The following is a 20,509-nucleotide window of genomic DNA, read 5'->3' on the forward strand; positions in this document are numbered from 1 at the left end:
GTTAGAAACATCCTTCACCATGATTTATTTTAACGTCACAACTCTATGACTACTTAGCTGTATCTTCCTCGTTCATTCCCTTTTCCATCGCCTTCCACGCTAGTGTCGCACACTTAATACGTGCCGGAAATTGGGAAACACCTTGAAGTGCTTCAATATCACCCAAATCGATATCATCGTCATAATCTTTCCCAAGCATCATATCAGAAAAGATATGAGATAGCTTTACTGCTTCTTCCTTTGTTTTTCCCTTAATCGCCTGTGTCATCATAGATGCCGATGACATTGAGATAGAACAGCCTTCACCTTCAAATTTGGCATCAGCGACTTTCCCATCTTCGAGCTTTAAGGTTAACTGAATTCTATCTCCACAAGTCGGATTATTCATATTAACTGTTAAGCTATCATCTTCAAGCACGCCTTTGTTTCGAGGGTTCTTGTAGTGATCCATAATCACTTGGCGATAGAGGGTATCTAAGTTATTAAAAGACATCGCTGAAATACTCCTTCGTTTTAATAAGCCCTGTTGTAAGCTTATCAATATCTTCTTCTGTGTTATATAAATAGAAGCTTGCTCTAGCTGTTGCTGATTGCTTCAACCATTTCATTAACGGCTGTGCACAATGATGTCCCGCTCTAATAGCGATTCCTTCAGCATCTAATACCGTTGCCACATCATGCGGGTGAACATCATCTAAATTAAATGTAACAATCCCTGCACGATTTGCTGCTGTTTTTGGACCGAAAATTTTCATGCCTTCTACTTCAGAAAGTCTCTCTAAAGCATAAGCAGCAAGCTTATGTTCATGAGCCTCAATTTGGTCTAAACCAATTTCTTCTAAGAAATCAATCGCTGCACCTAGTCCAATCGCTCCAGCAATGATTGGTGTGCCACCTTCAAACTTCCACGGGAGTTCTTTCCATGTAGACTCATATAAGCCGACAAAATCAATCATTTCGCCACCAAATTCAACTGGCTCCATATTTTCTAAAAGTTGTTTCTTACCATATAGAACACCAATACCAGTAGGTCCACACATTTTATGTCCTGAAAAAGCAAGAAAATCACAATCTAGATCTTGCACATCAATTTTTAAATGCGGTGCCCCTTGTGCAGCATCAACAACCATTACAGCTCCATGCTGATGAGCAATTTTGGCAATATCTTTAATAGGATTGATTACACCCAATACATTAGATACAAGTGTAACAGAAACAATTTTCGTTTGGTCTGTAATTGTAGCGGAAACATCACTCAGAGCAATTGTTCCATCTTCTTGTAATGGTAAATATTTTAATGTTGCACCAGTTTCCTTAGCCACTTGTTGCCAAGGAATAATATTACTATGGTGCTCCATATAGGAGATAACAATCTCATCCCCTTCTGAAAGATTCGCTCTCGCATAGCTTGCAGCCACTTTATTTATACTAGTCGTTGTTCCCCTAGTAAAGATAATTTCTTCAGTGGATTTTGCCCTGATAAACTTGCGGACTTTTTCTCTGGCGCCTTCATAGCCGTCAGTAGCCCTTGTACCTAAAGTGTGTACACCTCTATGAACATTTGAATTATCGTTATGATAATATTTTTGTACCGCTTCAATCACTTGAATTGGTTTTTGTGATGTAGCACCGCTATCTAAATACACTAATGGATGGCCATTGACTTCTTGATTTAGTATTGGAAATAGCTCGCGAATCTCTTTTGCATTCATTATTGAACTTTCCCTTCGATCACAGCTGTTAATTGCTTTTTAACCCCTTCGATAGGAAGAGCATTAACTACTGGAGCAAGGAAGCCATGAATAACAAGGCGTTCTGCTTCTTTTTGTGAAATACCACGACTCATCAAATAATATAATTGTAACGGATCGACACGACCAACAGAAGCTGCGTGACCAGCTGTTACATCATCTTCATCAATCAATAGAATTGGGTTCGCATCTCCACGTGCTTTTTCGCTTAGCATTAATACACGAGATTCTTGTTCTGCATTCGCCTTTGTCGCTCCGTGCTCAATTTTGCCAATTCCATTAAAGATGGAAGTAGCTGCATCCTTCATTACACCATGTTTTAAGATGTAACCTTCAGATGCTTTACCGAAGTGTACAATGTTTGTTGTAAAGTTTTGCGTTTGTTTCCCGCGACCTACAACGACTGTTTTCATATCTCCATATGAACCATCGCCGATTAAATTCGTTTTATTATCAGAAACTGTATCGCCATCATTCATTAAGCCTAATGCCCATTCAATACGTGCATCTCGGCCAGCAACTCCGCGACGATTCACATATACAGTAGTTCCAGCAGATAAAGTGTCTACCGCTCCATAAGTTACTTTTGCATTTGTATTAGCAACAACTTCGGAAATGATGTTAAAAATGCCTTTGCTTTCTTCCATTGTTGAAATATAGTTTTCTACATAAGTAACAGAACTATTATCTTCAGCAACCAATAATACATGATTGAATAGGTTTGCTTCTTGATCGTCGTGAATAAATACAGAGTGTAGTGGCTCTTTGATTTCTACATTTTTAGGAATATAGACAAATACGCCACCATTCATCAGTGCAGCATGTAAAGCTGTTAACTTATGTTCGTCAACCTTTACCCCATCTGTCATATAATATTTTTGCAACAAATCTCCGTGCTCTCTAGCAGCAGTAAAGATGTCGGTGAAAATAACACCTTGATCTAGAACTGTCTTTGATAAAGAGATATATGCCGGACGATTATTACGCTGAATATATAAATTTTGGTCAGCTGATTCTAAATTGATTAAGCTTCTTACTTCTTCTGGCAAATCTGTTAATGAAGAGTAATCTTCACTTCCCACGATATGCTTATCAAATTGAGTGAAATTCCATTTTGAAATATTTGTTTTATCAGGCTTAGGCATTGGAAGATCTTCAGCTTTCTCCAGTGCGTTTACACGGAGATCTGTCATCCATGCAGGCTCGCCCATATCTTTTGAAAAAGAATGTACGTATTCTTTATCAAATGGTAACTTTATTTCTGTTGACATAGTGATCCTCCTAACTCTTACGCTTCTTGCTCAACTGATTCGTCTTCAATACCTAATTCTTTTTTAATCCAGTCATAACCTTCAGCTTCTAGTCTTTGTGCTAATTCTGGTCCACCAGACTTAACGACACGACCTTGCATCATTACATGCACGTGATCTGGCGTGATGTAGTTTAATAGACGTTGGTAGTGAGTAATAATTAAGCAACCAAACTCCTCACCGCGCATTTCGTTAATCCCTTTAGAAACGACTTTCAATGCATCGATATCTAATCCAGAATCAATTTCATCAAGAATCGCAATTTTAGGCTCAATCATCATCATCTGTAGGATTTCATTACGTTTTTTCTCCCCACCAGAGAAGCCTTCGTTTAAGTAACGTTGGGCCATATCTGTATCCATTTCAAGGTACTCCATGTTTTTATCCATTTTACGAATGAATTTCATTAGAGAAATCTCTTCGCCTTCTTCTCGACGGCTATTAATTGCGGAACGTAAAAAATCTGCATTTGTTACGCCACTGATTTCACTTGGGTACTGCATTGCTAGGAATAGACCTGCGCGCGCGCGCTCATCTACTTCCATTTCAAGTACATCTTCACCATCTAAAATAATACTTCCTTTTGTTACTTCATATTTCGGATGTCCCATAATTGCGGAAGATAATGTTGATTTACCTGTTCCGTTAGGACCCATAATTGCGTGGATTTCTCCACCCTTTATCTCAAGGTTAACACCCTTTAAAATCTCTTTTCCTTCAATTTCAACATGAAGGTCTTTAATTGTTAATGTAGATGCCATGTTTATACCTCCGTAATAAAAAAGATTTGCCCTGTTAAGTCAAATCTCATTTCTAGTTTAATTCTCACTTTATTCTCATTACAATCTTATAACAAATTAAATGTGATATCAACTCTTTGCACATATTAGACGATATTTCCACTATGTATATGTTGTAAACCTATCACCATCCATTATTCTACACTAAATTTAGCGAAAATAACTCATTTTTCTTCTATTTATATATGACTTATTGTTAAGTTCGTTTCTACTTGCATTTATGTCCAAATTAAAATCATCATAATCATCTTGTTCATAAGCAATTATATGAAAAAAAGAAGCCAGCTTTTTACATAATAAATAGTTTCACGCTTCTTTAACATTGGCGTAATGAAATCACATGTTCATTTATTGTATACAAAAAGAGCCGTCTATCTGACAGCTCTACTCTTTATTTAAGCATGTGCTTTACGTTCGATATCGGCAACAATTCTTTGACTCTTTAAGTAATCTTTTTCACGCTGTTTTTCTACGCGCATCCTTACATCTTGTCTTTGGCAATACGTTTCATAACCTACACCGTATGCTCCGTGCATGGCCTTTTCCATTTCGCTTGTGTAATTCAGCTGTAGCTGACTAATAATGAATCAATCCTTTCAAATTTTCGCCGTTTAAAGCGTTATAATGATTACAATAAAAATACTACACTATAAACTTACCCCACTCAAACACGATAAAACATGAAAATACGCTTTTTTACTGAATTTATCGCGATTGGTTTTATCCACCTCTTTTATTCATAAATTCATGGGTCATTACTTACAAATATTCATCTTTACTCATACACAAGTTAGAAATGACTATTTTGTCTGTGCAAAATACCTTTAATCAACAGTTAAGGCCACCTTTGTAAGATTAAGCAATATACAGAGAATTATTATCTGTTTTTTATTAAGCTGGTTTGTATTTTTACTTCCGATATACGAGCAAAGCGATTTTATTCTGCTATCTTTGGATTTTCTCTCTGGATGCACGTGCAAATAGACTTTGTTCTGCTATCTTTAATATTTTCCCTCTGGATATACGAGCAAAGCGATTTTGTTCTGCTATCTTTGGTTTTTTCTCTCTCGATGCACGCGCAAGCCGCTTTTATTAGCAATTTTTCGTATCCTTAACCTTAATGAACGCGGAAACCCGATCATGGGGGAAAAGCGTTTTAACTTGATTTATTATTTTCTTTCTTAATAATACGAATTTCCCTCACTACTTGTTTCTATCAAATCGAATTTAGGGATTCTCTAAAAGCCGTCTAATCTACCTTTATTTGCATCAATTGTACTAGTTAGTCCCTATACATCGCCTTACCAAAAAAAGAAGCCTACAACTAAGTAGACTTCTTTAATAAATTTCTATTATTCAGTAACAGGTACAACTGCACCTTCATATTGTTCTTCAATGAAACTTTGGATTTCTTCAGAGTGTAATACTTCTAGTAGTGCTTTAATTTCTTCTTTGTCTTCATCCCCAGCTCTAACTGCGATTACATTCACATATGGAGAATCACTCTCTTCAAGTGCAATTGCATCTTCCACTGGATTTAAGCCAGCATCAATCGCATAGTTAGAGTTAATTAGAACTGCGTCACCTTCTCCATTATTATATATTTGTGGAAGAAGTGCTGCTTCATACTCTGTATCAAACTTTATATTTTTCGTATTTTCCTCAATATCATCAATTGTCGCTGTCGTTTTATCGACATCAGCTTTTAGTGTAATCAAACCTTCCTTTTCTAACATTGTCAAAATACGACCGTGGTCAGGTACAGAGCTACTCATAATAATTGTTGCTCCTTCTGGAAGATCATCTAAGCTATCATATTCTTGTGAATAAACACCAATTGGCTCGATATGAACACCACCAGCATTAACAAAATCATAATCATTTTCAGCCATTTGAGATTCTAAATAAGGGATATGTTGGAAATAGTTCGCATCAATATCGCCACCCTCTAACGCTTGGTTCGGTACGATATAATCTTGGAACGTTGTGATATCCAACTCAATTCCTTTTTCTTCTAATAAAGGTTTTGCTTCATTTAGGATTTCAGCATGCGGTACATTAGATGCCCCAATTTTTAATGTTTTTGTTCCTTCATCAGATCCTTCGCTACCTTCATCTGAAGATCCACAAGCAGCAATAAATAATGCAACAGCTGCAATCATTAAAACAGATAACCATTTTTTCATTTTTTAGCTCTCCTATCGTTTGTCTAGTTTGGAAGTAATCAAATCACCAATCATTTGAATGATAAACACGATAATTAAGATAATAATCGTTGCAATCCATACAACGTCATATCTACTTCTTTGGAAACCTTCTAAGTAGGCAAGATTCCCTAATCCTCCTGCACCTATGACACCTGCCATCGCCGTATATCCGACTAGCGCAATCGCTGTAACGGTAATACCCGAAACAAGCGCTGGCATAGATTCAGGGATGAGTACCTTCCATATAATTGTACTTGTTTTTGCACCCATCGATTTAGAGGCTTCAATGACACCTTTATCAATCTCACGTAAGCCAATTTCCACCATTCTTGCATAGAAAGGTGCTGCACCAATAATGAGTGCTGGCAATGCTGCATTTTCTCCAATCATTGTCCCTAAAATCATTTTTGTGAAAGGGATTAGTAACACAATCAAGATTAAGAACGGAATGGATCGAAAGACATTAACAAATGCCGCAATAATTTTATTAACTAGCTGATTTTGCCATATATTACCTTTAGAAGTTAAGAACAAAAGTAATCCAAGAATAATTCCTAAAATAAACGTGGCTATAACAGAAATACTTGTCATATATAAAGTTTCTTTTGTTGCTTCCCACATTCTTTCCCAATCCACATTTGGTAGCCATTCATTAAGCATGGGAAATCACCTCCACGCCAACCTTCTGCGAATGAATATATTCAATCGCGCGGGTAACCTCATCCGACTCTCCATCTATATGAATAAATAAGGTACCGTAAGAGCCACTTTGTGTTTGGGATATCTTTCCTTGTAATACATTCACTGTTACATTGTAGTGACGAATTAAGTTTGTGATTAATGGTTGTTCCGCTGAACCACCTACAAATCCAAGTTGAACAATTTGGCCATTTGGATAAGCACTCAGTAAATGTGTAATCGTTTCCTTCGTTTCTTCCGGTTCGGTCACTTGTTGAACAAAACGCTTCGTAATAGGTTCTTTTGGCTTTTGGAACACATCTAGCACTTCGCCAATTTCAACAATTCTTCCACCTTCCATGACAGCCACACGGTGGCAAATCTTGCGAATGACATGCATTTCATGCGTAATTAACACAATAGTTAACCCTAAACGTTCATTAATATCAACAAGTAAGTCGAGAATACTATCAGTTGTTTGCGGATCTAGAGCACTTGTCGCCTCATCACATAACAGTACTTTAGGATTATTGGCAAGTGCTCGAGCAATACCTACTCGCTGTTTTTGTCCACCGCTTAATTGCGAAGGATAGGCATCCTCTCGACCATCTAGTCCGACCAATTTAATTAATTCATTAACTCTCTCTAGTCGCGCTTTCTTAGGTACACCAGCAATTTCTAATGGAAACGCAATGTTTTCTCGAACTGTTCGAGACCATAATAAATTAAAATGTTGAAAAATCATGCTTATTTCTTGTCTAGCCTTTCTTAAGCTAGCACCTTTTATGCGAGAAACTTCATTCCCAGCTACAGATACAACGCCTTCAGTCGGGATTTCAAGTCCATTTAACATACGAATCAATGTACTTTTACCTGCACCACTGTATCCGATTACACCGAATATTTCACCCTCGTTAATTTCGAGGTTAACATTGTCTACTGCATTTACTTTCCCGTTTTTCGTTGAGAAAATCTTTTTTACATCTTTTATTGAAATCATCTTATACTTCACCTCTTCAATCCAGAAAAACCAACACATTTATAGCATATCCATTGTTTATAAAAAAAGCCTTCCTGCTTATGAGCAGAAAGGCTTGTTATGAAAATTCCTTTCTCTCATCTTTCAAAGCTAATGCTTTGAGTGAATTGGCACCATTTCAATTAAATGACGGTTGCCGGGCTTCAAAGGGCACTTCCCTCCACCTCTCTAAATAAGAGCAAACTATGAATATATTGAATTTTTTTGTGTACCTGTGTAATAGTATCATGTCATTGAAGTAGGTGTCAAATCTGAAAATAATAGTTGTTAGGCCCTTATATTTAATGAAGCAATACCGGTTGCCGCTTCAATAGCAGATTCAAGATCATCGATCAAATCTTCTACATTTTCAATTCCAATTGATAATCGGATTAAGTCTTCAGGTACACCTGCTTGTTTTAACCCATCTTGATTAAGTTGTTGATGCGTTGTGCTTGCTGGATGTATAATAAGACTTTTTGCATCACCTACATTCGCTACATGTGCGAACAGCTCAACCGAATTAATAACCTTCGCACCTGCTTCGCGCCCACCAGATATGCCAAAAACGACAACTGCCCCTGCACCTTTAGATAAATATTTGTCTGCTAATTCTTTATTAGGATGGTTGTCATCGCCCGGATAAAGTACCCAATTAACAGCAGGGTGATTATTCAAATATTGCACAATTTTTTTCGTATTAGCAATATGTTCTTTCATTCGAACCGTTAACGTTTCTAAACCTAAAGTGAATTGGAAGGCGCTTTGTGCACTTAGTGCTGGACCTAAATCCCTTAGAAGCTGCACTCTCGCCTTAGTAATATATGCTACAGGGCCAAGTGCCTCACTATATACTAAATCGTTATAGCTTGTATCCGGCTGACTTAATCCTGGATACTTCTCTGAATTCCAATCAAATTTACCACCGTCAACAATGATTCCCCCCATTGTCGTCCCATTCCCCAGTAACCATTTCGTAGCAGAATGAACAACAATATCTGCGCCATGCTCAATCGGCCGACATAGATAAGGAGTTGCAAATGTGTTATCAACCACTAACGGCACACCATGTTCATGGGCGATATTAGAAACCGTTTCAATATCTAGTACTTGTAAACTCGGGTTACCAATGGTTTCGGCAAATACAGCTCGTGTCTTTTCATTGATTGCTGCTCGTAGTTCCTCTTCATTATTCATATCGATAAGCCTAACGTTGATGCCGTACTTTGGTAAAGTGACTGTAAATAAATTATATGTACCTCCATATAAATTAGAGGCAGCTACAATTTCATCACCCGCTTGAACAATATTAAGAAGTGCTAAGTAAATGGCTGCTTGCCCGCTTGCTAATGCTAATGCGCCTGTTCCCCCTTCTAACAATGCAACTCTTTCCTCAAACACAGTAACCGTTGGATTATGAATACGAGAATAAATATATCCTGTTTCTTTTAAGCCAAATAAGTCTTGCGCATGCTCTGTATTTTGGAATTGATAAGCATTATTTTGATAGATTGGGACTGCTCTTGCCCCTGTTACTGGATCAGGTTTTAGCCCACCATGAACACCAATTGTTTCAAAACGAAGTTGCTTTTCTTTTTCTGCCATTTTACATCTCTCCTCTTTTTTAAATTGGAAAGAAAAGACGACCAAAAACCCTCTTCACAAAGAAGAGGGTTTATCATCTCTTCTTATCTATCAGAGCTTTTATGCTCTGCTGGAATTAGCACCGTGTATCAAACAACCGGTTGCCGGGTTTCATAGGGCCAGTCCCTCCACCACTCTCGATAAGAATATTTAATTTTCTAATTATTCTAAGGATAGAATAACAACCTTTTTTTGGGAAGTCAATCTTTTTTTAGTACATTTGATATATTTTTGATTAATTTTGATTTAACAGGAAAATGGCATCTAATTTCAATAATTGTCTAAAAGTCGATTTAAGGATGATATGCTTTTCATCCACTTGTTTCTTTAGACTTGTACGCCCTTGAAGCAAAGAATGAAAGCGGTCAGCAGTAGTTTGAATGATTATATGATAATTTTTCAATGGGCGAGCATGTTTAATTAACAGCCTTTTACGGTCTAATGTCAAATACAATAGATTTTGTTCTAATTCTACTCGTATCCTTATAGGTTCCTTTAACATCATTAAAATATGATCATTTACTCTTAAAGATTGATTGAAATGATAAATGAGTTTCTCTATTGAAACCACCTCCTGCCCCGTCTTATATTCTATAATTCTGTTCCAAGAAATGATTTCCTTCTCCTAACTATCGACTTTAACCGACAGAACATTTTATTTCCAACAATGTTCACACCTATTTCCCGAGAAATATGTCAAAAGCTAGATTTATCGACAGAAAAAAGATACAGCCCATCGGTTCACCTGCATAGAATGAGTGAAGGGTGTATTTAATATTTGCGCAAAACCCCTTGATTGAAAGCATAAGAAAACCACTTATTCCTAAACAATAAGTGGTTTTAAAATTGAGACTGTAATTCATATGATTGAATTTGCTCAAGTAAATAAGGTACGGAATGGAAAGCATAAAGCTTATCAACTAACTCTCCTTTTTTAAACACAAGTAAACACGGTACACTTTCAATTTCATACTTTTCGGCTACTGCTGGCAAAAAATTCAGGTCGGCTTTACCTATAGGAAGGTTCTGCAACAGTTGCTCAGTAATTGTTAGCATTTTCCCGGCAACTTGACATGTCCCACACATAGGAGTGAATAAATAAAATAAGCCGGATTGCTTCCTTGCGATCAAATCATTTAAGTCATTGTTTGACCAGTCAATCATGTTATCATCCTTTATCTAAATACTCGGTATATATATCTATATTTGCACTTATTAAGGCTGTAGCTAAATGATACGCGGGTGCCGCCTCGACTTCACGATACATTTTATCAATATAGATATGCTCTGCCTCTGGTAACTCTCTCTTAAATTGTTTACGAAGTTTTTCTCCTGATGCGTCAGCATCGACTAATATATAGACTTCCTTCCCAATTAAATAATCAATTAATTCATCCAACTTCGAAGTGCCAATCGTTCCATTTGTACATAAGATCTCTACAGGTTCTCTGATTAATCCTTTCACTTTTCGTTTGTCAGATTTACCTTCAACAATAATCACTTTATTGCCATGTTCTATATGCATGCTCATCACCTAATATATATCATTTATATATTTTATAATAGTAAGCCTTTTTACATTTGAAAACTTTTCAACACTTAGCTGGTATGTCTATATAGAAATTTAGAAAAAGGTCAAACCATTTAATGATTTGACCTTCTTTATTTAACTGCAATTAATCTTCTTTTGTCATTTCTTCATATTGTTCAGCTGTCATTAGCTTGTCAATTTCACTTGCATCGGATGGCTCAACAACGATCATCCATGCTTTCTCGTAAGGAGATTCATTCACAAATTCTGGACTATCGCTAAGTTCTTCGTTAATCTCAACGATTTTACCACTAATTGGTGCATATAACTCAGAAACTGTTTTAACAGATTCTACGCTACCAAACGGTTCATCAGCAGTTACTTCATCTCCTACTTCTGGAAGCTCAACAAATACGATATCTCCAAGTTCTGATTGAGCAAAGTATGTAATACCAATACGAACTTTATCTCCTTCTGTTTTTACCCACTCGTGTTCTTCTGAATAACGTAATTCTTTAGGTGTGCTCATGTTTCATACCTCCATTAATTTAGGAAATTGTTTATTTTAATGACCGAATAAACGATCGTTTAAAACGTATAAAGCGCATCCACCATTTACAGCCAATTTTGTTCAAATTCTAGCTCTTTAAATCCGACTGTTACTTTCGTACCGTCTGTTGTTAATGGACGTTTAATTAACATTCCATCCGATGCTAATAAATCCAACAGTTCCGACTCTGAGGCCGTTTTCACTCGGTCTTTTAATCCTAACTCACGATACTTTTGACCGCTTGTGTTGAAAAACTTTTTCAGCTCTAACCCGCTCTTTTTGTAAAAATCTTCTATTTCCTTGCGGGATGGGGGATTTTCCACTATATGTATCGCATCATAGGCTATTTCATGTTCATCTAGCCATTTTTTCGCTTTTCGGCAAGTACCACATTTAGGATACCAATAGAAAGTAAGTGCCATGTTTTCACCACCTATTTTATCATACCTATATTCATGAATACTATCGTTTCATTAGCATAACATATTTCTTTTTATTTTCATAACGAAGAATTGTAATTATTATCATATTAAAAACAAAACAAAGAGGCCCACATTCGTTCTTGAGCCTCAAGTTATAAAGTTCGCAAATGGAGGAAGTAAACAGGTTACTTTCCTTCCATTCATTAAAGATAAATATTATACTACGAATCTTTCAGCTTCAATAATTTTCTCAGCCGCTTGACGTTTTTTCGCAATTACATTTGTTGGAGTATGTCTCGTAAACTTCTTAAGTGCTGAAAGCATCATTCGTAATGTATCGCCTTCTTCCACACCTACTAAAGTTTCTTTCGCAATTAACTCAATTTGATTAAATGCTTCTTGGCAGAAAATTTGTGTGTACAATAGCTTTTGTTCCGCTTTTGCTACTCCGTCTTTTACTATGGCTTTTTCAGTACGAAGAACAGTAGATTCCATAGAATAGGCGTAAGAAACAAGATCAGCAATATTTACAAGAACTTCTTGCTCTTTATCCAAAGCTTTTCCGTATTTTTGTGCACATAAACCTGCTGCAAGTAAGGCGATTTTCTTAGCGTTCTTTACAAGGTATTTCTCTTGCTCTAATGCTTCAGTACCTGGCTCTTCTGGCATCATCATCATCAATTCCTCTTGAAGTGCCATTGCTTTTTCGAATAAAGGCAGTTCACCTTTCATTGCTTTTCTAACATACGTTCCTGGTACTAAAAGACGGTTGATTTCGTTTGTTCCTTCAAAGATTCGGTTGATTCTAGAATCACGGTAAGCTCTTTCTACTTCATATTCTGCCATAAAGCCATAACCACCATGTAATTGAACTGCCTCATCAACTACATAATCTAAAACTTCGGTAGAGAAAAACTTATTAAGTGAGCATTCTATTGCATATTCAGCAATAGACTTCGCTACTTCTTTACCGTCTTTGACTTCTTCATCACTCAGTTGACTCATTCTGTCATCAAATAGACCCACTGTACGGTAAACGGAGCTTTCAGCTGCATAAATTTTACTTGCCATTGTTCCGAATTTTTCCTTCGTTAAATTAAAAGAAGAAATAGGCGTACTGAATTGTTGACGTTGGTTAGCGTAAGCTACCCCTAATTTAAAGGCATGCTTAGAACCACCCACTGCACCTACACCAAGTTTGTAACGACCAATATTTAAAATGTTAAAGGCAATGACATGACCACGACCAATTTCACCTAGTACATTTTCAACTGGTACTTGTGCATCTTCTAAAATAAGTGTTCTTGTAGAAGAGCTCTTAATACCCATTTTCTTTTCTTCAGCACCTGTTGATACACCCGGATATTCTCTTTCAACAATAAAAGCTGTGAATTGGTCACCGTTTATTTTGGCATAAACAACGAACACATCGGCAAACCCAGCATTCGTAATCCATTGTTTTTCCCCATTTAATACATAATGTGTGCCTTCTGCGTTTAATTTAGCAGTTGTTTTTGCTCCTAATGCATCAGATCCTGAACTTGGTTCTGTTAGTGCATAAGCAGCTAATTTTTCACCTGTCGCAAGCACCGGTAAGTATTTTTGCTTTTGCTCTTCATTTCCGAACAATACAATTGGAAGAGAACCAATACCTACATGGGCACCGTGTGAGATAGAGAAACCACCGACACGTGACATTTTTTCAGCAATAAGTGCTGAACTTACCTTATCTAAACCGAGTCCACCGTATTCCTCTGGCACATCTGTACCAAGTAAGCCTAAGTCACCAGCTTTTTTCAATAGTTTTACAGAGCGATCGAATTCATGTTGTTCTAAATAATCCACTTGAGGTACCACTTCATTTGTCACATAATCTTCTGTCGTCTTCGCAATCATGATTTGCTCTTCGCTAAAATCCTCTGGTGTGTACATATTTTCATAAGAAATATCTTCAATTAAAAAGCTTCCACCTTTAATAAATTTTTCAGTTTGATTTGACACGTTCATCATCCTCCATCTTCATTCTTTATGCTTTTTGCAGTTTTCGTTAACTTTGTTTTTCAAAGGTAATTAAATAAAATTTTCACTTCGGTTCATTGCGCATCAGACACTCACTTTTTGCAGGGCTCAGATTTCTTTGATCTATTAACCGCAGGAGTCGAGTGTCTTCCACTCTATAACACTATTGGTTTAAAAATCGAACTTAGTCGTTTTAAAGAAGTTCAAACACACCTGCGGCACCCATTCCGCCACCAATGCACATCGTTACAACACCAAATTGCTCGTTTCTACGCTTCATTTCATGAATTAATGATAGTGTTAGCTTAGCTCCGGTACACCCCAGTGGATGCCCTAAAGCAATAGCTCCCCCGTTAACATTCACTTTTTCTTCATCCAACCCTAATTCTCTAATGACTTGAATGGATTGAGAAGCAAAAGCTTCATTTAGTTCGAATAATCCGACATCTGATAGCTCTAACCCCGCTAGTTTTAAAGCTTTAGGAATTGCTACAATTGGCCCAATCCCCATAACCTCTGGCGGCACGCCTCCGACAGCAAAAGAACGAAACTTCACTAAAGGCTGCAATCCTTGTGCATCTGCTTTCTCTCTGTCCATAATCATTACAGCTGCTGCACCATCACTTGTTTGTGATGAATTCCCCGCTGTAACTGAACCTTTCACATTAAAAGCTGGTCTCAGTTTCCCTAATGTTGCAACTGTTGAATCACTCCGTACACCTTCATCTTGTGAAAACTGGAAGTTGTGTTCTTTCACTTTATTATCCGATCCAATTTGACGGAGTGTGACATCAACCGGAGTAATTTCATCAGCAAATTTACCTTCACTAATTGCTTTCGCTGCTTTTTGATGACTACGTACAGCAAATGCATCCTGCTCTTCTCTTGAAATGCCGTATTTTCCAGCAACTTGCTCTGCTGTATGCCCCATACTCATATAATATTCAGGAGCTGTCTCGGCTAAAGTTAAATTAGGACGGACAACATGACCCATCATAGGTACAAGACTCATGGATTCAGCTCCACCGGCGATCACTGTATCTGCGTGACCAAGCATGATTTTTTCCGCACCATAAGCGATTGATTGCAACCCTGATGAGCAATAGCGATTGACTGTGATTGCTGGTACCGAGTCTGGAAGCCCAGCTAATGCACCGATATTTCTGGCCATATTCAAACCTTGCTCTGCTTCTGGCATGGCACAACCAATAATTAAATCATCAATACTACCTTCATAATTTCCAGCTCGTTTCAACGTTTCTTTTACAACAAGTGCACCTAAATCATCTGGCCGAACAGTGGCAAGTGAGCCTTTTTTTGCTTTACCGACAGGTGTTCTAGCACCTGCAACAATTACAGCTTCTTTCATTGCTTTTTCCCTCTCCTTCTACTCTCGGTATCTTTTATTCTTTCTAGCAATCTATGATTAGTTACGGAGTGGTTTACCCTTTAAGAGCATGTGTTGCATCCGTTGTTGAGATTTTGGCTCTGCAATAAGTTTTAGAAATGCTTCTCTTTCAAGATCTAACATATATTGCTCATCTACTTCTGTACCAAAAGGCACCTTGCCGCCAGCAATGACATATGCCAGTGCCTTGGCAATTTTTAAATCATGTTCCGAAATATAACCAGATAAATGCATAGAATTAGCACCTAAAAGTAATGCGGCATACCCTGTTTCACCAACAACTGGGAATTTCACTTTTGCTGGTGGAAGGTAACCTGCATTTGCCAATGCTAATACTGCTTGTTTGGCATCATAAATGAGGTGGTCTCCATTTACACTAATTGCATCCGAAGTATTCAAGAAGTTATTTTCTCTCGCCTCTTCTCCTGATGTAGATACCTTTGCCATCGCAATTGTTTCAAAGACTTTATTGGCTACGTTCTGTAGATCAAATTGAACTCCTTTAGGCATGCTTGCTAAATGTTTCAAATATAGTGACTTGTTCCCTGCGCCGCCTGGAATTAATCCAACTCCTGCTTCCACCAAGCCCATGTAAGTTTCACTAGATGCTTGAACATGTGATGCACTTAAAGCTACTTCCGCTCCCCCGCCAAGTGTCATACCGAATGGAGCCACTACGACTGGTTTAGCACTATACTTGATTTTCGTCATCGCATTTTGGAATTGTTTGATAACCATATCTAATTCGAAGTAATTATCATCTTGGGCTTCCATTAACATCATTCCGATATTGGCACCGACACAGAAGTTCTTTCCTTGATTGGAGATAACAAGACCTTTATAATTTTTCTCTACTTCATCAATAGCGAAATTAATCATTTGAATAATGTCTAAACCAATCGCATTACTCTTTGAATGGAACTCTAAGATAGCGACGCCATCGCCTAAGTCGATTAAGCTTGCTCCAGTATTTTTCTTAATGACACCTTGTTTTTGTTTTAATTGCTTTAAGTTTATTACTTTTGGGTTTAACTTAATCGGCTGATACTCACCATTTTCATACACAAAAGTTGTCGCGTTCTCTTCCTTATAGAACTGTGTATGTCCATCAGCGATCATTTTCTCAACCCATTCTGGAATGTCTAATCCTTCTGCTTTCATTTTGTTCACTGACTGTTCCAAACCAATAGCATCCCATGTTTCAAATGGGCCCATATTCCAACCAAATCCCCATTTCATTGCATCATCAATGGATTGAATATCATCGGCAATTTCCCCTAGGAGTTGCGCAGAATATACTAATGCTGGTGATAACACCTTCCATAATAATTCTCCAGCGCGATCATCTGCGTATACAAGCGCTTTCATTTTGTTTGCTGTCCCTTTTTGTTGTTTAGCTATTTCTACCGCTGCCGTTTTCAACTTTTTACGAGGACCATATTCCAAGGTTTTAGGATTTAATTCTAAAATTTCTTTGCCCTGTTTTAAGAAAAATCCTTGTCCTGTCTTACTGCCTAACCAGCCTTTGTCTAACATCTTATTAATAAAATCTGGTACATCGAATACTTGTTTTTCTTCACCTTCTACTTGGTCATAGACATTTTTAGCTACATGGGCAAACGTATCTAAACCAACAACGTCCAATGTACGGAAAGTCGCACTTTTCGGTCTACCAATAAGTGGTCCCGTAATTGAATCTACTTCACCAACAGTAAATCCACCCTTTAACATTTCTTGTACTGTTACAAGGAGACCGTATGTGCCGATTCTATTGGCAATAAAATTAGGTGTATCCTTTGCGATAACAACACCTTTTCCTAAAACATCCTCACCAAAAGTTTGCATAAAAGAAAGTACCTCAGGCGATGTTTCCTTAGTTGGAATCACTTCCAATAGTTTTAAGTAACGTGGTGGATTGAAGAAATGAGTGCCTAGGAAATGCTTCTTAAAGTCTTCAGAACGTCCTTCAGCCATTGCTTCGATAGAAATACCAGATGTATTAGAACTGACAATTGTTCCAGGACGTCGATATTTATCTACTTGGGCAAACACGTCTTTTTTCACGCTGAGATTTTCTACTACCACCTCAATGATCCAATCCACTTCTTTCAAGCGCTCCATATCATCATTGAAGTTACCGGCCTCAATAAGATGAATATTTTTCTTTGCTGTTAACGGTGCAGGTTTTTGCTTTAATAGTTTTTGCTTACCACTTTCGGCAATTTTATTTTTGAACTGTTTATCCTTAAGGGTAATCCCCTTTACTTCTTCTTCATTACTTAATTCGCGAGGAACAATATCTAATAAAAGTGTTGGTATACCAATATTTGCTAAATGCGCGGCTATTCCAGAGCCCATAACACCTGAGCCTAAAACAGCAGCCTTTCTAATCTGTTTGGTCAACTGTTCTTCCTCCTTCGATTTTGAATGAATGCTCATTCATTTTTTCTGTAAAAAATTTTGGAAATTCCTTTGATACTTATAATAATAAAATATTTGCAAAATTTAATCAATCATTTTCCTTATAGATTTTTTATTTCTTTTTCACTTTTTTCTTTCTGCATAAATTTTTCAGCAATTGACAAACTATTTTAGAAGAAAATCATCAAAATGGAGGTATTGGGATGCAACAACAAAATACAAACTTCTCGAATCAACAAGGAATCATGCAGCAACCCCCAGTTATGGTATCAACAAAAGATGCACTTTACTTTAATGATATGCTTTCTTGGAATTTATTAGCAATGAAAAAAGCTCATTTCTATGCGGTACAATGTCAAGACCCTGCTTTAAAAACTGTTTTTGAACAATGTGGACAAATGCATCAACGTCATTATGAGCAAATTTTGAAACATCTAAATACGACACAACCGTTTAATAATATGCAATAAGGAGGAAACTCAGTTGACTAATTCAAAAAAAGTACAAAATCCTGAAAAACAAATAGCTAAAACACCACAAATGAATGATCGTGATTTTACAAACGACCTACTTGCAATGGAAAAGTACATGAGTGATTCTTATAGCATTTATTTAAATGAAGTTAGTAATCAAACACTTTATGAAGATTTTATGCGTATTTTTACTGAAACAAAGAATGAACAACGTCATCTTTATAACCTCATGTTTGAAAGAGGTTGGTACAGTCTTGATGCAGCAGATCAACAAAGTCTACAACAATCTTACCAACAATTCCAAGGATACTCTACACAGTTTCCATATGGAACAAACGGTAACATTCAATAGCTAAGATAAGTGAGGAATAAAATAGGAACAGATGTTGACCGACAGTCATCATCTGTTCTTATTTTTTATCCCTTTTTTTCATCAGGCTTTTGTTGAAGCCGTTGTTTTTCATTTAAATCTTTAATCTTTGTAATTAGCTCCATCATTTCTTGTTTTCCTTCAGGGTACAATTGATTCCAATGTTTTACTAAAGGTGGCATCTGTTTAGCAATAAATGAATAAATAATCCATGATTTTACTTCTTCTTGCAATGTTTCGTCACTTTCTCCTAATAACAATTCCGTGTATTTTTCCACTAGTGCTTCTATCTTCTGATCCAAATCGTGAGCCAACTTGTATCCCTCCTTTACCATTTTTTAATCATCATTCATAACACAACCAAATTTGGTAACAATATTGATTAGATGCATTTAATACTTCTGATTGACGGTGATACCTTTGAGCATATGGGATAAGTTTAAAAAAATCAAAAATGATGATTGGAAATCTTTATTAAAGCTGTCAACTGATTTTCAGTCTACCTATTATTTTAATGAAAAAACGAATGAACGGTTTGGTTTTCATTTTTATGCGACTTTAGTAGATGAACAAATTATCCAGGAAAGTGCTTTACCAGCACTTTTAACAAAAAAATTTGAATCACTGGATGATTTGCATAGAATAGTTCCCATTGCAGATATTCATATTTTAAAAAATCCAAGGGATATAGAACAAAAGTTATTAAATGGATATGTACTTGTCACACTAGATTCTGATAAAAATCGTTTTGGATTTATTGCCGCTCAGAAAGAAATTGTTCGATCTCTCAGTCAACCTGAAATTGAGTTTTCTGTAATAGGACCTAAGGAAGCGTTTGTTGAGGCTATTGGTCAAAACTTAAATTTGATTAGGAAGAGATTACCTATCAAAGAATTAATTTCACAAGAATACACTGTTGGTAAACTTTCGAAAACAAAAGTAGCTGTCTTACATATAGAAGGAATTACTAATAAAGACAATGTTGATACTGTGAAACAACGTATAAAAAATATTGAGATTGACACGATTTCTGATAGCTCTAATATTGTTGAATTATTAAGTGATAATTCCAATTCCCTATTTCCACAATTACTAGACACCGAGAGGCCTGATCGAGTAGCTGCTATTCTTGCTGAAGGAAAAATCGCCATAATCGTTGATGGTTCACCACATGTGTTAATAGCGCCCACGACGTTAATTGAATTTTTTAGCGCTTTCGAAGACTATTTTCTCAATTGGATTGTCGCTACATTTTTTCGCTTAGTGCGATTTTTTGCTGTTGTTTTTTCAGTACTGGTTACACCGATTTACGTTGCAGCTATGACATATCAATACGAGCTCATACCGCCAGACTTATTAGGGATATTAGTAACATCAAGAAGAACCATTCCGCTCCCCCCTATTCTCGAAGCATTATTTCTTGAGCTGACGATTGAATTATTGCGTGAGGCAGGGGCACGGCTCCCTACTAAAGTCGGCCAAACCATTGGTATCGTAGGTGGTATCGTTATTGGTACAGCATCTGTTGAAGCCGGTCTTACTAGTAACGTACTGTTAATCTTTGTCGCATTAGGTGCATTAGGTTCCTTTACAACACCTGTTTATAAAATGGGTAATACAATTAGGGTTTTACGCTTTCCCTTTCTTCTGTTTGCACAATTTTGGGGTGTATTAGGAATTCTTTTTTGTTTCTGTATTCTCATTGCCCACTTATTACGCCTGACCTCACTAGGAAGACCTTTTTTGGCGCCGATATACCCACTTAGAGTAGCAGATATGAAGGATACACTTATTCGCGCACCATTACAAAAAATGTACAGACGTCCACATGTTTTAAGAACGCAAAAACCAAAACGATTCAATAAGAAGAAAGCTGAAAACCCAAAAGACATTGATGAATAACCCTA

At 36.9% G+C, this 20,509-nt stretch carries 21 protein-coding genes and 2 riboswitches; of the genes, 3 read left to right on the forward strand and 18 right to left on the reverse strand.

The genetic code is table 11. The features are described 5' to 3' along the window. Positions 1–49: 49 nt before the first annotated feature. The 17 genes from sufU to LCM23_RS17545 form a co-directional block, all read right to left on the reverse strand. Entirely contained in the window at positions 50–493 is a 444-nt protein-coding gene (gene sufU, locus LCM23_RS17465) for a Fe-S cluster assembly sulfur transfer protein SufU (RefSeq protein WP_095371997.1), read from the reverse strand. After that, complete coding sequence (locus LCM23_RS17470) at positions 483–1,712, reverse strand: cysteine desulfurase (RefSeq protein WP_224938092.1); 1,230 nt, start codon at positions 1,710–1,712, stop codon at positions 483–485. The genes sufU and LCM23_RS17470 overlap by 11 nt, the downstream gene beginning before the upstream one ends. Continuing rightward, positions 1,712–3,022: a Fe-S cluster assembly protein SufD gene (gene sufD / locus LCM23_RS17475; RefSeq protein ID WP_095371995.1), complete on the reverse strand. Its 1,311-nt coding sequence runs from the start codon at positions 3,020–3,022 to the stop codon at positions 1,712–1,714. Before sufD ends, LCM23_RS17470 begins: the two co-directional genes overlap by 1 nt. A 17-nt stretch (positions 3,023–3,039) precedes the next feature. Next, entirely contained in the window at positions 3,040–3,822 is a 783-nt protein-coding gene (gene sufC, locus LCM23_RS17480) for a Fe-S cluster assembly ATPase SufC (protein WP_095371994.1), read from the reverse strand. A gap of 434 nt (positions 3,823–4,256) precedes the next feature. Beyond that, a complete protein-coding gene (locus LCM23_RS17485; protein ID WP_157733903.1) occupies positions 4,257–4,409 on the reverse strand; it encodes a hypothetical protein in 153 nt (50 codons plus the stop codon). Positions 4,410–5,213: 804 nt separating this feature from the next. Then, the gene (locus LCM23_RS17490) at positions 5,214–6,047 is read right to left on the reverse strand and encodes a MetQ/NlpA family ABC transporter substrate-binding protein (protein WP_224938093.1); all 834 of its coding nucleotides are present in this window, start codon (positions 6,045–6,047) and stop codon (positions 5,214–5,216) included. A 12-nt stretch (positions 6,048–6,059) separates the two neighbouring features. Continuing rightward, on the reverse strand, positions 6,060–6,728 hold the full coding sequence (locus tag LCM23_RS17495) for a methionine ABC transporter permease (protein ID WP_095371992.1): 669 nt from the start codon (positions 6,726–6,728) through the stop codon (positions 6,060–6,062). After that, positions 6,721–7,746 (reverse strand): methionine ABC transporter ATP-binding protein, encoded by a 1,026-nt coding sequence (locus LCM23_RS17500; RefSeq protein WP_095371991.1) that lies wholly within the window; start codon positions 7,744–7,746, stop codon positions 6,721–6,723. Before LCM23_RS17500 ends, LCM23_RS17495 begins: the two co-directional genes overlap by 8 nt. Positions 7,747–7,859: 113 nt before the next feature. Next, positions 7,860–7,964: riboswitch (SAM riboswitch) on the reverse strand. Positions 7,965–8,052: 88 nt separating this feature from the next. Further along, positions 8,053–9,369 carry an O-acetylhomoserine aminocarboxypropyltransferase/cysteine synthase family protein gene (locus LCM23_RS17505; protein WP_224938094.1) on the reverse strand — a complete coding sequence of 439 codons (1,317 nt, stop codon included), beginning with the start codon at positions 9,367–9,369 and terminating at the stop codon, positions 8,053–8,055. 80 nt (positions 9,370–9,449) lie between these two features. Beyond that, positions 9,450–9,555: riboswitch (SAM riboswitch) on the reverse strand. Between the two features lie 88 nt (positions 9,556–9,643). Further along, on the reverse strand, positions 9,644–9,979 hold the full coding sequence (locus tag LCM23_RS17510) for a hypothetical protein (protein ID WP_224938095.1): 336 nt from the start codon (positions 9,977–9,979) through the stop codon (positions 9,644–9,646). 269 nt (positions 9,980–10,248) lie between these two features. Next, on the reverse strand, positions 10,249–10,572 hold the full coding sequence (locus tag LCM23_RS17515; protein WP_095371988.1) for a thioredoxin family protein: 324 nt from the start codon (positions 10,570–10,572) through the stop codon (positions 10,249–10,251). 4 nt (positions 10,573–10,576) lie between these two features. Further along, a complete protein-coding gene (locus LCM23_RS17520; RefSeq protein ID WP_373370966.1) occupies positions 10,577–10,939 on the reverse strand; it encodes a toprim domain-containing protein in 363 nt (120 codons plus the stop codon). A 145-nt stretch (positions 10,940–11,084) separates the two neighbouring features. After that, positions 11,085–11,468: a glycine cleavage system protein GcvH gene (gcvH, locus tag LCM23_RS17525; RefSeq protein WP_095371986.1), complete on the reverse strand. Its 384-nt coding sequence runs from the start codon at positions 11,466–11,468 to the stop codon at positions 11,085–11,087. Between the two features lie 86 nt (positions 11,469–11,554). Continuing rightward, positions 11,555–11,911 (reverse strand): arsenate reductase family protein, encoded by a 357-nt coding sequence (locus LCM23_RS17530; RefSeq protein ID WP_224938097.1) that lies wholly within the window; start codon positions 11,909–11,911, stop codon positions 11,555–11,557. 216 nt (positions 11,912–12,127) lie between these two features. Continuing rightward, positions 12,128–13,912 (reverse strand): acyl-CoA dehydrogenase family protein, encoded by a 1,785-nt coding sequence (locus LCM23_RS17535; RefSeq protein ID WP_224938098.1) that lies wholly within the window; start codon positions 13,910–13,912, stop codon positions 12,128–12,130. A 211-nt stretch (positions 13,913–14,123) separates the two neighbouring features. Beyond that, positions 14,124–15,299 carry an acetyl-CoA C-acetyltransferase gene (locus LCM23_RS17540; protein WP_224938099.1) on the reverse strand — a complete coding sequence of 392 codons (1,176 nt, stop codon included), beginning with the start codon at positions 15,297–15,299 and terminating at the stop codon, positions 14,124–14,126. Between the two features lie 57 nt (positions 15,300–15,356). After that, positions 15,357–17,741, reverse strand: a complete 2,385-nt coding sequence (locus tag LCM23_RS17545) for a 3-hydroxyacyl-CoA dehydrogenase/enoyl-CoA hydratase family protein (RefSeq protein ID WP_224938100.1) — start codon at positions 17,739–17,741, stop codon at positions 15,357–15,359. A 221-nt stretch (positions 17,742–17,962) separates the two neighbouring features. Here LCM23_RS17545 and LCM23_RS17550 point away from each other — a divergent pair, with 221 nt between their 5' ends. Then, the gene (locus LCM23_RS17550; RefSeq protein ID WP_224938101.1) at positions 17,963–18,229 is read left to right on the forward strand and encodes a hypothetical protein; all 267 of its coding nucleotides are present in this window, start codon (positions 17,963–17,965) and stop codon (positions 18,227–18,229) included. Between the two features lie 70 nt (positions 18,230–18,299). Continuing rightward, positions 18,300–18,584 carry a spore coat protein gene (locus LCM23_RS17555; protein WP_224938121.1) on the forward strand — a complete coding sequence of 95 codons (285 nt, stop codon included), beginning with the start codon at positions 18,300–18,302 and terminating at the stop codon, positions 18,582–18,584. A 65-nt stretch (positions 18,585–18,649) separates the two neighbouring features. Here LCM23_RS17555 and LCM23_RS17560 read toward each other — a convergent pair whose 3' ends face one another. After that, complete coding sequence (locus LCM23_RS17560; RefSeq protein ID WP_224938102.1) at positions 18,650–18,916, reverse strand: DUF2573 family protein; 267 nt, start codon at positions 18,914–18,916, stop codon at positions 18,650–18,652. Positions 18,917–19,022: 106 nt separating this feature from the next. On the opposite strand from LCM23_RS17560, the gene LCM23_RS17565 reads away from it, so the two are divergent. After that, positions 19,023–20,504 (forward strand): spore germination protein, encoded by a 1,482-nt coding sequence (locus tag LCM23_RS17565; RefSeq protein ID WP_224938103.1) that lies wholly within the window; start codon positions 19,023–19,025, stop codon positions 20,502–20,504. The last annotated feature ends 5 nt before the right edge of the window (positions 20,505–20,509 follow it).

This window comes from Cytobacillus kochii (assembly GCF_020171845.1).
Taxonomy (GTDB): domain Bacteria; phylum Bacillota; class Bacilli; order Bacillales; family Cytobacillaceae; genus Cytobacillus; species Cytobacillus kochii.